Annotated in this window: 14 protein-coding genes and 1 tRNA gene; 13 read left to right on the forward strand and 2 right to left on the reverse strand. The window is 52.7% G+C overall.

From position 1 onward, the window contains the following. Position 1 precedes the first annotated feature (1 nt). The 7 genes from ACI48K_RS24715 to ACI48K_RS24745 all read left to right on the forward strand — a co-directional run bounded on the left by ACI48K_RS24715 (position 2) and on the right by ACI48K_RS24745 (position 6010). Positions 2-74, forward strand: a tRNA-Lys gene (locus ACI48K_RS24715). Positions 75-220: 146 nt separating this feature from the next. After that, positions 221-1321: a PucR family transcriptional regulator gene (locus ACI48K_RS24720; RefSeq protein WP_475030290.1), complete on the forward strand. Its 1101-nt coding sequence runs from the start codon at positions 221-223 to the stop codon at positions 1319-1321. A 126-nt stretch (positions 1322-1447) separates the two neighbouring features. Continuing rightward, entirely contained in the window at positions 1448-2569 is a 1122-nt protein-coding gene (locus ACI48K_RS24725) for an ABC transporter ATP-binding protein (protein ID WP_475030291.1), read from the forward strand. Positions 2570-2844: 275 nt separating this feature from the next. Beyond that, complete coding sequence (gene hprK / locus ACI48K_RS24730; protein ID WP_475030292.1) at positions 2845-3786, forward strand: HPr(Ser) kinase/phosphatase; 942 nt, start codon at positions 2845-2847, stop codon at positions 3784-3786. An 11-nt stretch (positions 3787-3797) separates the two neighbouring features. Continuing rightward, a complete protein-coding gene (gene lgt, locus ACI48K_RS24735; RefSeq protein WP_475030293.1) occupies positions 3798-4835 on the forward strand; it encodes a prolipoprotein diacylglyceryl transferase in 1038 nt (345 codons plus the stop codon). A gap of 6 nt (positions 4836-4841) precedes the next feature. Beyond that, positions 4842-5495 carry a pyrophosphatase PpaX gene (ppaX, locus tag ACI48K_RS24740; RefSeq protein ID WP_475030294.1) on the forward strand — a complete coding sequence of 218 codons (654 nt, stop codon included), beginning with the start codon at positions 4842-4844 and terminating at the stop codon, positions 5493-5495. Further along, the gene (locus tag ACI48K_RS24745) at positions 5492-6010 is read left to right on the forward strand and encodes an acyltransferase (protein ID WP_475030295.1); all 519 of its coding nucleotides are present in this window, start codon (positions 5492-5494) and stop codon (positions 6008-6010) included. Before ppaX ends, ACI48K_RS24745 begins: the two co-directional genes overlap by 4 nt. 77 nt (positions 6011-6087) lie before the next feature. Here ACI48K_RS24745 and ACI48K_RS24750 read toward each other — a convergent pair whose 3' ends face one another. Together ACI48K_RS24750 and ACI48K_RS24755 are read right to left on the reverse strand one after the other, a co-directional pair. Continuing rightward, positions 6088-7503: a DUF4179 domain-containing protein gene (locus ACI48K_RS24750; RefSeq protein ID WP_475030296.1), complete on the reverse strand. Its 1416-nt coding sequence runs from the start codon at positions 7501-7503 to the stop codon at positions 6088-6090. Beyond that, positions 7496-8020: a sigma-70 family RNA polymerase sigma factor gene (locus ACI48K_RS24755; protein ID WP_475030297.1), complete on the reverse strand. Its 525-nt coding sequence runs from the start codon at positions 8018-8020 to the stop codon at positions 7496-7498. The genes ACI48K_RS24750 and ACI48K_RS24755 overlap by 8 nt, the downstream gene beginning before the upstream one ends. Positions 8021-8287: 267 nt before the next feature. On the opposite strand from ACI48K_RS24755, the gene ACI48K_RS24760 reads away from it, so the two are divergent. From ACI48K_RS24760 to hisH, 6 genes are all read left to right on the forward strand, one after another. Beyond that, the gene (locus tag ACI48K_RS24760) at positions 8288-9505 is read left to right on the forward strand and encodes an acyltransferase (RefSeq protein WP_475030298.1); all 1218 of its coding nucleotides are present in this window, start codon (positions 8288-8290) and stop codon (positions 9503-9505) included. A gap of 303 nt (positions 9506-9808) precedes the next feature. Further along, positions 9809-11026, forward strand: coding sequence for an ATP phosphoribosyltransferase regulatory subunit (locus ACI48K_RS24765; RefSeq protein WP_475030299.1), 1218 nt, complete (start codon positions 9809-9811; stop codon positions 11024-11026). 26 nt (positions 11027-11052) lie between these two features. Then, on the forward strand, positions 11053-11697 hold the full coding sequence (gene hisG, locus ACI48K_RS24770; protein WP_475030300.1) for an ATP phosphoribosyltransferase: 645 nt from the start codon (positions 11053-11055) through the stop codon (positions 11695-11697). 95 nt (positions 11698-11792) lie between these two features. Further along, positions 11793-13091 carry a histidinol dehydrogenase gene (gene hisD / locus ACI48K_RS24775; RefSeq protein WP_475030301.1) on the forward strand — a complete coding sequence of 433 codons (1299 nt, stop codon included), beginning with the start codon at positions 11793-11795 and terminating at the stop codon, positions 13089-13091. Beyond that, the gene (hisB, locus tag ACI48K_RS24780; protein ID WP_475030331.1) at positions 13091-13708 is read left to right on the forward strand and encodes an imidazoleglycerol-phosphate dehydratase HisB; all 618 of its coding nucleotides are present in this window, start codon (positions 13091-13093) and stop codon (positions 13706-13708) included. Before hisD ends, hisB begins: the two co-directional genes overlap by 1 nt. Positions 13709-13711: 3 nt before the next feature. Further along, positions 13712-14350: an imidazole glycerol phosphate synthase subunit HisH gene (gene hisH / locus ACI48K_RS24785; protein WP_475030302.1), complete on the forward strand. Its 639-nt coding sequence runs from the start codon at positions 13712-13714 to the stop codon at positions 14348-14350. Positions 14351-14829: the final 479 nt, after the last annotated feature.

The raw sequence follows: 14829 nt of genomic DNA on the forward strand, positions 1-14829 counted from the left end.
TGAGCCATTAGCTCAGTTGGTAGAGCACCTGACTTTTAATCAGGGTGTCGAAGGTTCGAGTCCTTCATGGCTCATCATAAGAAGCTGTCAACCTTAGGGTTGGCGGCTTTTTTGTTTTGCGTCCCTTTGCACGGGAACAGACATTTTCGTTTCGGCTCTTGGGTATGCTAAAATAGGGTATCCGATTTATAAAAATGATAGATAGGAATGGCATCATACGATGGATATCAGAACGCTGAAACAGCAAATCGAGACGATCGTCAAAATCCCGTTATCCGAGTCGGAAATGGATGTTTCGACATGGCGAAACTTAATCAAAGAAAGCGGCGCGGCGCAGCAAGGACCGGTTCGGAGCAAGGACCGGGTGATTTGGCTGTGGCAGCTTCAAACTTCTAAGGTGCAGGTGCTTGAGGCGGTTTCCGCCGATCTAACCGATGCGGAGGCGAAGCTGATTGAACTGCTGCTGGCCTCGAAGCGGGAAACTCAGCCTAAAGCGCCGATTTCCTCCAAAAAGGATGACGAATTCTGGAGCGCGGAGCTTGGAGAATGGCTGGAGGAACAAATGGCTCACGGCCCGTCGCCGCATACGCCGGTTCCTGAAGAAATGCCGATAAAATCCCGTTTAAGGGGACGACTGTATCCTTTTTTGCTGAGCTCGGACAACCCGGGGCAGGCGGTTTCTTTTGCCAAATTGAACAAGCTGCTTCGCAGTTATTTTGGGGGAGAAGTCGTTCTTATTCCAATAAAAGAGGAATGGCTCATTCTGCTGAGCGAGGAATTGTACACCAACCTGCGTGAGGAAAGCGAAGAAGGGGCCGAATCCGAACGTGAAATGCTGGGCGCTTTATGTCAGGGATTGTACGAGCTGGTCACGAATGAATGGGTAGGCGGATTCCAGGTGACCGTTGGCGACAGGTTTATTGAAGAGAATGAACTCGTGTCCGCAGCTCTTTTAATGAAAGAGACGATGACGCTTGGCCGGATATTTCGCGTCACGGAGCAAATCCATTTGCCTTGGGAGCTGAAACTGGAGCGGCTTGTTTATAGCATTCCCGATTCGCAGCGACTGCGGTTTATTGAAGAAACCGGAGATCATGCCGCTCTGCTGCAAGATGAAGAGACGCGTATGACGCTGGAAACGTTTTTTGAACTCGACTGCAATGTCAGCGAAACGGCGAAGCATTTGTATATCCACCGGAATACGTTATTGTACCGGTTGGACAAGTTCAAACAGGAGACGAGTCTCGATGTGAGAGCGTTTAGGGATGCCGTTTTGGTCAAGCTCGAGCTGCTATTGTACAAAGTGACGAAAAGGACTTAGTATTTTTGTGCAGTTTGTGGATAGCGGTCTTTGGGCTTCATGGGTAATATATAAATATGAATTGTATCCGATTACATTTTTGAGATAGCAATCACAACCAAAAACCATTTATGGGAGGCAAAACACATGGCAGGCGTACGTTTAGAGCACATTTTCAAAAAATATGCAGGTGCCGATAAAGCAACTGTAGCTGACATTAACCTTGATATCGCGGATAAGGAATTCCTCGTACTGGTTGGTCCGTCCGGTTGCGGTAAATCCACAACTTTGCGGATGATCGCTGGTCTGGAAGAAATCACTGAAGGTAAACTGTACATCGGCGACCGCGTCGTGAACGACGTAGCTCCGAAAGATCGCGATATCGCGATGGTATTCCAATCCTACGCTTTGTATCCACACATGAACGTATATCAAAACATGGCGTTCGGTTTGAAATTGCGCAAAGTGAAAAAAGACGAAATCGACCAACGCGTTCGCGATGCTGCGAAAATCTTGGATATTGAACATTTGCTTGACCGCAAACCAAAAGCTCTTTCCGGTGGTCAACGTCAACGGGTTGCCTTGGGCCGCGCTATCGTCCGCGATCCTCAAGTGTTCCTGATGGACGAACCGCTTTCCAACTTGGACGCTAAACTGCGTGGTCAAATGCGCGCGGAAATCACGAAACTGGTTAAACGTTTGGAAACCACTTGCATTTACGTAACACATGACCAAATCGAAGCTATGACGATGGGTGACCGGATCGTCGTTATGCACGACGGTATCATTCAACAAGCCGCTTCCCCAGAAGAACTGTACAATCAACCAGGAAACATCTTCGTTGCCGGTTTCATCGGTTCCCCTACGATGAACTTCGTAAACGGAAGCTTGGCTGAAGAAGGCGGCGAACTCCGCTTCAAGGCTAACAATCTGAACGTAGTTGTTCCTCAAGGTAAAGCTGCGATTTTGAAAGACAAAGGTTATGTAGGTAAAGAAGTAATCATGGGTATCCGTCCTGAAGATATCCACGAAGAACCGGTATTCCTGGAAGCTTCCCCGAATACGGCATTTACCGCTAACGTGTACCTGACTGAAAACCTTGGTCATGAAATGCAACTGTACTTGAACGGTGCAGGCAACGACAACCTGATCGCTCGCGTTGACGGCCGCTCCAATACTCGCGAAGGCGACAATGTGAAGCTCGCGATCGATATGAACAAAATTCATATCTTCGATAAAGAAACGGAACGGAACGTATTCTTTAGCTAATCGATTCTTAACGGTTAAAAAAAACCGCCCTTCGGGGCGGTTTTTTTAGTATGCTGATGCAGCAAGCGCCAAAGACCGTCGCAATGGGATAAACCGCGCTTTCCCGGACGATGATTGATTTACGAAGCAATTTCAATTACGATGGATACATTGGTAAGTTTTATGGGCACAACGAGCTATCCGAGCATTTATGAAAGCGTATAGACGGCGTATATCGGAACGGGAAGGATGGCCGTTTTTCATTCGGACCGCCGGTATCGGAAAAGGAGAACACCATGGTTAAAAAAGTGAAGGTATCGGAATTGGTCAACCAATTCGGGCTTGAGGTTGTTACCGGAGAGCAAGGGTTGAAACGGGCCATTACGGTGGATGATTTGTATCGTCCCGGTCTGGAAATGGCCGGTTATTTCGAATATCACCCGCCGGAACGCGTACAAATTTTAGGTAAAACGGAGCTGGCCTTCTTCGAAATGCTTCCTCCCGGAGAACGGAAGGAACGCATGGAGCGTTTGTGCAGCAGCGATGAGACGCCGTGCATTATTGTAACGCGCTCCTGGAACGTTCCGGAGGAGCTTATTGAGATCAGCACGCAGAAACAAATTCCGGTGCTGCGGAGCAGCATGGCGACAACGATTCTGTCGAGCCGGATCACCAGCTTCCTCGAACGGAAGCTGGCGCCAACCGCAACCATTCACGGCGTACTTGTGGACGTGTATGGCGTGGGCATGCTCATCACCGGCAGCAGCGGCATCGGGAAAAGCGAAACCGCGCTTGAGCTCGTAAAACGCGGGCACCGTTTGATTGCCGACGACGCCGTGGAAATCCGACAAACCTCGGATAATCAGCTTCACGGTACGGCCCCCGAGTTGATCCGCCATCTTCTGGAGATTCGCGGCGTCGGCATTATCAACGTTATGACGTTGTTTGGGGCCGGAGCCATTCGCAATAACAAGCGGATCTCGCTTGTGGTGAAGCTGGAAGCCTGGCAGCAGGAAAAACAATACGACCGTCTGGGCCTCGACGAAGAAACGACCCGGATTATCGACACGGATGTGCCGCTGGCTACGATTCCGGTTCGTCCCGGACGTAACCTTGCGGTTATCATAGAAGTAGCTGCGATGAACTTCCGTTTGAAACGGATGGGCTACAACGCGGCGCTGCAATTTACGACCAAGCTGACGGAAACGATTGCGGAAGATATCGACGATTTGGATTAGGAGCGTGAAGAATGGGCACCTTGTTATTGGACCCGATAGCTTTCTCTATCGGCAGTTTAAAGGTTCATTGGTACGGCCTGATTTTGGGCAGTGCGGCGTTGGTTGGTTTGCTGCTTGCGGTCTGGGAGGGGAAGCGGTTCCGCATTCCCCAAGAATTTTTTATGGACTTGCTGCTCCTTGGCGTGCCTTCGGCTATCGTGGGGGCGAGAATTTATTTTGTCGCCTTCATGTGGGATGATTACAAGAACAATTTCTGGGACATTTTTAAAATCTGGAACGGCGGCATTGCGATTTACGGCGCATTGATCGGAGCGATTATTTGCGCGGTTATATTCACCCGTCGGCGCGGTTACGGCTTCTGGCGGATCGCCGATATCTGCGCGCCTTCCCTGATTGTCGGCCAGATGATCGGACGCTGGGGAAATTTCGTGAACCAGGAAGCTTACGGCGGTCCTACAACCCAGGATTTCCTAAGCAATCACCTTCATCTGCCGGCTTTTATCGTGAATCAAATGAATGTCGACGGCACGTTCCATCACCCGACTTTTTTGTATGAATCGGTGTGGAATTTGGTAGGACTTCTGCTGCTGTTCGTGCTCAGAAGACAGAAATTTATGAAGGCCGGAGAATTGTTCGCCTCTTATTTTATCTGGTATTCGATCGGCCGTTTCTTCATTGAGGCATTGCGGACGGACAGCCTTGGCTTCCAAGGCGCGGCGTGGATGGCTTCCTTCGTAAACGCACTTTGGAAACCGATGGAATGGTTCGGCTTTGAGCAGGGATATCTGGCCCCGTCCTACGGGAATATCAGAATCTCGCAGCTGCTGGCCCTTCTGATCGTGATTGCCGCAGTGGTATTCATCATCGTCCGGCGGCAGACGGTGCGGGATTTGCCTTATTACCGCGATCCGATCGTGTCCACCAAGCAGGTGGAGGCGGATAACCTGCCGGTAATTCCGGCGGCAGAGGAGCAGAAAGAAGAGAATCAAGCTCCAGAGAAGGAGGAGGCGGCGGAGACGCCGGAAGCCCCTGAAGATAAAAAGGAGTAGCCATACATGATAGACACTGTGTTATTTGATTTGGATGGGACGATTGTAGATACTAACGAACTGATTATTACGACTTTTTTGCATGTGATCGAGAAAAATCGGTTGAAGGCCTATACCCGGGAGCAAATCATCCCTTATATGGGGTTGACTCTTGAGGAGCAGCTTCGGACGTTTTCCGGCTGGGAGGATGTCACCGCGCTCGTCGCGGATTACCGCCAGTATAACCGGCAGCGCCATGATGAGCTGGTCAAGGAGTTCCCGAATGTCAAGGAAGTGTTGGCCAAGCTGCACGAACGCGGCATTTCCATGGGCGTAGTGACAACCAAAATCCAGCTCACGACCCTGCAGGCGCTGAATCTGTTTGAAATGCGACCGTTTATGAAGACGATCGTTACGGTCGAGGATGTGGAGCACCCTAAGCCGCATCCGGAGCCAATTCTGACCGCGCTTCAAAGGTTAAACGCCGATTCTTCCCGTACGCTGATGGTAGGCGACAGCATCGCGGACATCAAGTGCGCGCAAAACGCCGGAGTCCGTTCGGCCGCGGTGGCCTGGTCGCTCAAAGGGGAAGAGGAACTGAAGAAATACAACCCGGACTATATCCTGAAGGATATGACCGATCTATACGGTATTTTGGGATGGGAGCCTGTTAAGCCGTGAGAAAAACTCGGCGTTACCCCGTTGAGGGGCCAAACGCGTTATGGCAGCTGTACCGTACCGTGAGCCCGTGGAAGGGTGTACGGAATTTTATTTTCATCCAAATATCGCGCTATTGCCCGGTTTTGTCCGTCAAGAACGCCATCTACCGCCGCATTCTTGGGATGCGGGTTGGCGACCATACGGCTTTTGGCCTGATGGTAATGGTGGACGTTTTTTTTCCGGAGCTGATCACGATTGGCCGAAATTCGGTGATCGGGTACAATACGACCATTTTAGCCCACGAGTATTTAATCAAGGAGTATCGGCTGGGGGAAATATACATCGGCAACGAAGTAATGATTGGGGCGAACTGCACCATTTTGCCCGGCGTTACGATCGGAGACGGTGCGGTAGTTGCCGCCGGGTCGGTAGTACATAAAGATGTCGAAGCCGGTACGTTTGTCGGCGGCAATCCGCTGCGGGTTATAGAGAGGAAAAGCCCTGAGGGTGCCGGAGGCAATGAGGCAGAGGGTTAAATAAGCGGAAAATGAGCAGAGGCTGTTTCGGGAGGTCATTAAGACCTGAACCCGAAACAGCCTCTTTTTTTGATTACTTACTTCAGATTCACATTGAATTCCAAGGGTTGCTTGATGTCATGAAAATGAATAGACGAAAGCGAGAAGGTCAAAGGCTGAACGTATGGTTTCGGCTCCAGATAGAAAGTTGCCGTTTCCGAAGAAAGCTCGTATAAATAATCCGGATTTTTTTTGTTCTTCATGACATATTTTTGGCCTGCTCCATCGGTGAAATGGGTATCCAGCTCGTATTGAATGCTTTTGTCCTTATCGCTGCGTTCAAATTGCCATTGGACTTCGATCACTTCTTTATCCGCTGTAAGTTCTTTGAGTTTGATTAAGGTATTAGGATCATTTGTAAATACTTTCTTCTGATCCAGATCCATTGACGTTTTTTGTTCTTTCTTCATGGCTTCCGTTATTCCCGCGGCTTTCAATGTCAGTTCACTGTAATTGTCATAATAAAGGCTTTTAAAGATGAGTCCTGAGATCGCAGGAATTCCGTTAAGAGAATCGACTATAGTATTTATAGGCATCGCGAAAGCAGAAAACTGACCTTCTCGCGCATCTCCCAAATACAGCTTGGCATCGAGCATATCCTGCAGATTCTCTCCTCCGGAGGATTCGGGTTTAATTTCCAGGGTTGTGCTTAGCGGGCGAAGCACCAACTGCGTAATTGTGACCTTATGTTTGCCGACGGTAGCCGACTGATTAACAGGAACTTTTTGCACCAAGCCGGCATATTGGGAACTGTCCACACGGAAGGGAACCGAAATTTGTTTCAGGGCATCCTTCGACTCAAAGCGTTCTCCCCACTTACCGGTAATAGAGAGCTTATCAGGAACCTGCCCGTCCGAGAAGCGGAGCGTGTATGAGCTATGAGTAATCGGACCGACGCTGCTCTTTTGATGGTCTGCCGATTCATAAAAGGAGGTCCCTGTGGTGAGCGAATAAAATGAGTTGTAATTGATGCCGTCAAACCAGGTATTTTGACTTTCGAGCGGAAACCCCCGATTGGTATTCTCCGACGTATAAAACACAACTATCGTCTGGCTGTCCGCGAGGACTCCGTCTACGGTTACTTTGTAGCCGTCCTTTTCGGCCGATTGGTTGATCGGCTGATACAATCCATGCTCGGCGGCTTGTTCCATGTCCGTGGTCATCAGGGATTGGACGTAGCTTGGGATGTTATTGTCCTGGCTGCCGAGCGAGACTTGCGATGGTGCCGATGCCGGATTCCAAAACTGCCAGACGAACGCAAGCAGCAGCACGCAGGCTACGGCTCCCCCGGCCATGCTCCATCTAGCGCGCGCAGCGTGAGTGCGCCGCAACGATCTTCCGCGATCCAAGCCGCCGCGGATGGCGGCATCCAACTGCTCCTCGCCGATCAGCCTCTCGGCTTGGCGCGAGCTGTCAAAAATGTAGCGCAGCTGGCTTTCTTCCCGTTCAACCATAATACAATTCGCCTCCCCAATTCATTTTGCCCCGAAGCAGTTTAAGTCCCTGGTGAAGCCAGGTTTTGACGGTGCCTTCGGGACGGTCCAGCACTTTGGCGATTTCGCTTAAGGTCATGTCCTGATAGTATTTCAGCATAATGACATGGCGGTATTTAGGCTTTAACTGCTCCAGCGCCATTTCCAGATCCATCTTATAAACGCTGATCATCTCGGGAGTTCCCTGACGACGCTCGGGAGCCAGCGAAAGAACCCTTTTTCGCCGGTTCTGCTCATCGATGCAAACGTTGATCAGAATTCGAATCAACCAAGGCACAAAAGCTTCCGGTTCCTTCAAATGACGGCATTTGATCCACGCTTTGCACACCGTTTCCTGAATGACCTCCAGGGCGTCGGCTTCATTGCGCAAATAACTGAAGGCGATTCCGTATAGCTTTCTTTTGTGTGCGGCAATCAAACAATAAAAGGCTTTTTCGTCTCCTTGGCAAGCGGCGGCGGCCCATTCTCTCTCTTCCACGTTCGGGCTCCTTCCATATAAATTACGACATTTGTGCGGAATTTACCGGCCGGTAATTTTAAATTCCTATCATATAGACGCCCTGACGTCCTAAACGGTTTTCTTTTTTTCGGAGGGCGAGGATCCGCGAAAAAATAATAGTTTTGAATGGGAAATCCAGGTATAGTGAGGATAGATAAGTAAAAAGTATAACAGGATTGGAAACAAAAAGCTCCGGATTGCCAACAATGATAAGAATTTCAAAAATCGAACTCAGGAGTTGGTAGAGTGAATAAAGTGATGAAGGAACGGTTGCCGCAGCTGGGTTTATTTCGGGCGCTTGCGATTTTCTGCGTCATTCAGGTGCATGCCTCCTCGTTTGCCGCAGCGGAACAAGCCTTGAACTCACCCTTCTATTACTTATACAACTGGATGAATATTTTCTTCAAAATCGGCACGCCGTCCTTTATTTTTCTTAGCAGCTTCGTTCTTTTTTACAACTACTACGACCAGCCGGTGAACCGAAACCTGATTGGCCGATTCTATAAAAAGCGACTTACTTTCATCATCCTTCCTTATCTTCTCGTTTCCATCTGTTATTTTCTGGTCGTGGCCTTGGGGACCGGGTCCTTCTTCTATAACTCTAAACTATACGAGCTGAAGGCGCTCGGGATTGCGTTATTAACGGGAACGGCATACACGCATTTGTATTTCGTATTTATCAGCATTCAGTTTTACGTTTTGTTTCCGCTTTTTTTGTGGTTGTTCCAAGCTTTCCGGAAAAACAACGTTCTGCTCGGGTTGATTCTTCCGGCGGGGCTGGCGGTGCAATGGGGCTTCGTTATCTGGAACAAGTACCAGCTGCATCTCGTGAATAAAGCCAGCTATGCGCCTACCTATATGGCGTGTTACATGATGGGCGCCGTCGTGGCGATCTATTTCGCCCGAATTAAACAATGGCTGCTGACGGACTGGAGAGAGCTGTCCTTTCGGGGCAAGTGGATGACTGCGCTGCTATGGGTAGGGTGGCTTGCGATAGCATTTACTCATGTGCAGCTATGGTATGCTTTCCGCACAGGGCGGATATCTCCCGACTCGCTATGGTTTGAACTGCTGTGGAACCTGCATACCCTTTTCACCGCAATCCTGTTGATGAGGGTTTCCTTTCTGGTTTACCGCAAAGGTTCGGATTTCTGGATGAGAATTTTGACCCGGGTAGGGGAGCTGTCGTTCGGGATCTATTTGTTTCATCCTGCGGTTCTGATCTTTTTCCGGTATTTCCGCACGGAACAAAATTTGCCCGGAGATTCGGTACAATATTTGCTCTTCATCCTCGGCGGATCGCTTTGCGCCTTGTTCCTATCCTGGATCTTTGTTCAATTCTGCTTTCGCAGGCTGCCGTTTGCTTCCGTCTTTTTGGGCAGTGTGCCTTCCTCGCTGCGAAGAAAGAAATTGCCCGGTGTCCACGATCACGGACAGGGTCCATCCGTACGCGCGAATATGTAACTTCCTCCAAATATCAAAACCGGCCGGGTTCCCGGCCGGTTTTTTGACGCCGAAATAGGAGGCTGAATTCCACTGCGGAGTACAAGGGTTTTGCCTTAGGTCGGCGAAATATTTTATTGACCAACGTTTATTTTAGGCGGCGAAGGGCGTTGACGGGTCCAAAGCAAATATGATACGATATGGCATATTCTTTACTTTGGTAGTATGGTAGTACTTTAATATAGTAAAGGTTCGATGAAGGATTTTATATTAGCTGTAGTAAAAGATTTGCATCCTTCGAATGATAATGCTGAGGTGAGAGTCTTGTCGAAGCCAAAAGGATTTGAGAAACCGGTGGGAGTCCGTGATTATCTGCCTTTTGCCGTGGAGAAGCTGCGGACAATCGAGCGAAATGTCCTGGACTGCATGGCGGGATGGGGATACCGGCAAATGATGACGCCAACGATGGAGTATTACGATACGGTGGGTGTCGCCAGTTCCACATCGGATCAAAAGCTGTTCAAGCTGCTCAACAATCGAGGAACCACGATGGTACTCCGTTCCGATATGACGGCCCCGATTGCCCGGGTGGTCGCTTCTTTGCTAAAAGATGAGGCGCTGCCGCTTCGCCTGTCCTATCATGCCAACGTATTTCGGGCGATTGAAGAGGAAGCGGGCAGAGAGGCGGAGTTTTTTCAAACCGGCGTGGAATTGGTCGGCGATGATTCCCCCGAAGCGGACGCCGAGGTAGTCGCTTTGGCGGTTGCTTCGCTGCAGGCGGCGGGAGTATCTTCTTTTAAAATCGCCTTAGGGCATGTGGGTTTTCTGAACGGACTGCTGGAGGAGGCTGTCCCCGGCCGGGAAGACACCCGCGAGAGCTTGAAAGAAGGGCTGCTGCACCGGGATTTTGTCGGGTACCGCGAGACGCTAGCGGGGCTATCCCTCGCTGTGGAGCAGCGCGAGGAACTGGAAGGGATTTTGCGGCTTCGCGGCGGCAAGGAAATTTGCCGTCAAGCGCTGGAGCTTAGCCGGAGTCCGCTGGCCCGCGCTTCGGTGGAGCATCTAGCCCGGGTGTGGGATGCGCTGGAGGATTATGGCGTTGCGGAGCATGTCATGATCGACCTGACCATGATCGGGGATTTTTCCTATTATACCGGAATGATATTTGAAGGATACGCGGCGGAACTGGGCTTCCCGGTGTGCAGCGGCGGGCGGTACGACAATCTGCTGCAGCAGTTCGGGAGACCGGCCCCGGCCACGGGGTTTGCGCTGAAAACGAACCGGATTTTGGATGGCGTAGACGGGATTTCACGGATTCGCGAGCTGCCGATTCTTGTTCAATATGATGCGGCCAACCGCAAGCAGGCTTTTTTGGAAGCTTCGCACTTGCGACGGGAAGGGCGTATCGCCGTGATGAGGCATGTGGAAGGGCCGGAGGATCTGCGGACCGAGAAAGATGGTGCGGAAACGCTCCGAACCGGCTCATTAGGACGGACGCATGAGTATGGGGAAATCCGCAACTATGTCGATTTCGGCTTTTGACCGCAGGGAAAAGGAGGCTGGTTCACTTGGGACAAATCATCAAAGTCGCGATGCCCAAAGGGCGAATTTATAAAAAAGCTTCGGCCTTATTCCGGGAAGCGGGAATTCGGATTCCGACCGATGTGGATGAATCCCGCAAACTGGTCATTCCGCTGCCGGAAATCGGCATGGAGTTTATTCTTGCCAAGCCGGTCGACGTACCGACCTATGTGGAATACGGCGTGGCCGATATCGGCATCGTCGGCAAGGATGTCCTGATGGAGGAGAACCGGGACGTGTATGAGCTGCTTGACCTCGGGATCGCCCGCTGCCGCATGTCGGTGATTGCTTTGCCGGGCTGGCAGCCGGGCATTCATCAACGGGTAGCGACGAAATATCCGAACGTAGCGTCGCAGTTTTTTCGGGAGCAGGGCCAGCAGGTCGAAGTGATCAAGCTGAATGGATCAATTGAACTCGCGCCGCTGATTGGCCTTGCCGACCGGATTGTCGACATGGTGGAGACGGGACAGACGCTGAAGGAGAACGGGCTGGTCGAACTGGAGAGCATTTTTGAGATCACGAGCCGCCTGGTGGCCAACCGGGTGAGCTACCGGATGAAAAACGAGGAGATTCAGGCCGTTTGCGACGCGCTTAACCGGGTGATCCCCAAGGCTGGAATAGGCAAACCTTAGCTGTTATAAGCGGATATGGTGCTTGTTGCAAGGCGAAGATCCGTCCGGGAAATGCAAAAATAGGTAACGCCGTATGAAGTCAGGAGGCATGCAAAATGAGAGTGGTGAAGGCGGAAGAGTTTGATTTGCGGCGGGAAGTGGAATACGGGTCGGCGGAGCAAAATGCGGTTGTTCGCTCCATCGTGCAGGACGTAAAGCGGGAAGGCGACGCCGCTCTGCTCCGCTATACGAAGCAATTTGACGGGATGAAGCTGGACACTGATGCGCTTCGGGTAACCGCGGAAGAGCTGCAGGCGGCTTACGATGAGGTGGAGCCTTCGTTCGTGACGGCGATCTCGGCGGCGGCGGACAATATTCGGGCCTTCCACACGAGGCAGAAGCGGAACTCCTGGATGGATTTGCAGCCGGACGGCAGCCTGCTTGGGCAGATCATTCGCCCGCTTAACCGGGTTGGGGTGTATGTGCCGGGCGGGAAAGCCGCTTATCCGTCTTCCGTGCTGATGAACGTCATTCCGGCCCAGGTCGCCGGCGTGCCGGAGATCGTGATGGTGACGCCGCCGGCGACCGGAGGGAAGGCCGGGATCAACCCGTATATTCTCGTTGCGGCGGCGGAAGCCGGCGTGAGCGAGATATACCGGGTTGGCGGGGCGCAGGCCGTGGTCGCGCTCGCTTACGGCACGGACACGATCAAGCCGGTGGACAAAATCTGCGGTCCGGGCAATATTTACGTGGCGCTGGCGAAACGCGAGGTATATGGCGTCGTGGATATCGACAGCATTGCGGGGCCAAGCGAAATCGCCGTGCTGGCTGATGACAGCGCGAACCCGGCCTATGTGGCGGCCGATCTGCTGTCCCAGGCCGAGCATGACGAGATGGCCTCGGCCATTCTCGTTACGCCGTCCCGGGCGTTTGCCGAGGCCTGCCAAGCGGAGGTGCGGCGCCAACTCGCGGAGCTGCCGCGCCGGGAGATCGCCGGCGCCTCTATAGATCAGTACGGCGCCATTATCCTGGTCGATTCCATCGAAGCCGGAATCGGGGTGATCAACCGGCTGGCGCCGGAGCATTTCGAGCTGATCGTCGAGAATCCGATGGGATATCTGGGGCTGGTGGAGAACGCCGGTGCTATTTTTCTCGGACCGTACAGCTCGGAGCCGGTGGGGGATTATTTTGCCGGGCCGAACCATATCATCCCGACCAACGGGACGGCACGATTTTCGTCGCCGGTGGATGTGGACGATTTTATCAAAAAATCGAGCCTGATTTATTACAGCAAGGAAGCGCTGCTCCAAAACGGGGCGACGATTATGGAACTGGCGCGCCGGGAAGGGCTGGAAGGCCACGCCCGGGCGGTGGAAATTCGGCTGCTGGAGGAAGGGGAGGCATGTAAACCATGATGAGAACGGATATTGGCATCGGCGAGGTATTTACGCGGACAGCGAGTGTGAGCCGGAAAACGAATGAAACGGATATCAAGCTGCGGTTTGGGGTGGATGGAAGCGGCGATGCGCGGCTGGATACCGGCGTGCCTTTTCTGAACCATATGCTGGACCTGTTTACGAAGCACGGGCATTTCGATTTAACGGTCGATGCGCGCGGCGATATCGAGATTGACGATCACCATACGGTGGAGGACATCGGGATATGCCTCGGACAATGTCTGCGAGAAGCGTTGGGCGATAAAAAAGGGATCAAGCGCTACTCCAGCGTATTCATCCCGATGGACGAGGCGCTCGCTCAGGTAGTGATCGACGTCAGCAATCGTCCGCATTTTGAGTACAGGGCCGAGTATCCTTCGGATCGGGTAGGCGCCTTCGATGTGCAGCTGGTGCACGAGTTTCTGTGGAAGCTTGCGCTGGAAGCGCGGATCACGCTGCACGTGATCGTGCACTACGGACACAACACGCATCATATGATCGAGGCGGTGTTTAAGGCGCTGGGCCGGGCGATTGATGAAGCGACCGCCATCGATCCCCGCGTGAGCGGTGTGCCGTCGACGAAAGGGGTGCTGTAGCCAATGACGATCGCTATCGTCGATTATGGCATGGGCAACCTTCACAGCGTCGGCAAAGCCGTGGAGCGGCTTGGCTTTGAGGGCGTCGTCACCGGCGACGCCGAGGCGATTCTCGGCTCGTCGGGCGTGCTGCTGCCCGGCGTGGGCGCTTTTGGCGACGCGATGGAGCATCTGCGCGCGTCGGGCCTGGACGCGGTCGTGCGACAGGCGGCCGCCAGCGGCAAACCGTTGCTCGGCATCTGCCTCGGCATGCAGCTGCTCTTCGAGGAGAGCGAAGAGCACGGCAAGCACGAGGGCCTCGGCATTTTGCCGGGCAGGGCGGTGCGCTTTGCGGGCGGCGCGGGCTACAAGGTGCCGCACATGGGCTGGAACCGGCTGACGTTCCTGCAGCCGGGAAGTCCGCTTCTGGCAGGCCTGGAGGAGGGGCACGTGTACTTCGTCCACTCCTACCATGTGCTGCCGGTGCGCCGGGAGGATTTGCTGGCCGTGACGGACTACGGCCAGCCGGTCACCGCGATCGTAGGCCGCGGCGATGTTTACGGCATGCAGTTTCACCCGGAAAAAAGCGGGGAACTGGGCATGGCGCTGCTGCGCAATTTCCTCGCGCTTGCCGCGAGCAGGGAAACGGCCCGTCAAGTGTAGGGACGGTCGCTGCTGGTGCAGGTAGGGCGCAGTCGAGGATAGCGTGTGTAAGGCCGGTCACGGCTGACGCGAGTAGGGCCCGATCGGGGCTTTCGCCGAGCTACTGCACGTGACGCAAAAAATGCGACAGGCGGAAATACGGCAGTCTGCTTGTGTGATATGGAACGCGGCAAAGTCGGCGTGGTAGGATGTGCTGGTACAAATGATCCGCTTCGGCTGCGACGCATTGGCTGTGCTGCTTCGGCTCCGCCATTTCGAATGCGCTATATCGAATGCGCTATATCAGCCGCAGCATATCGGTATTCCATAATAGTTGCCCCATTATTGATACTGCGGTGGCCACGCGGTCATGCGATACCTTGGCCTTTTTCGGCCGGGTACCGAGGAAATAGCGGTAAAAAGTGGCCCTATTTCAGGTTCTTTCGAGATTCAGCGAGGAATAGCGGTACGAAATGGTCCTATTTGGGGCAAGAGGCGAT

The sequence above is a fragment of the Paenibacillus terrisolis genome (assembly GCF_056171975.1).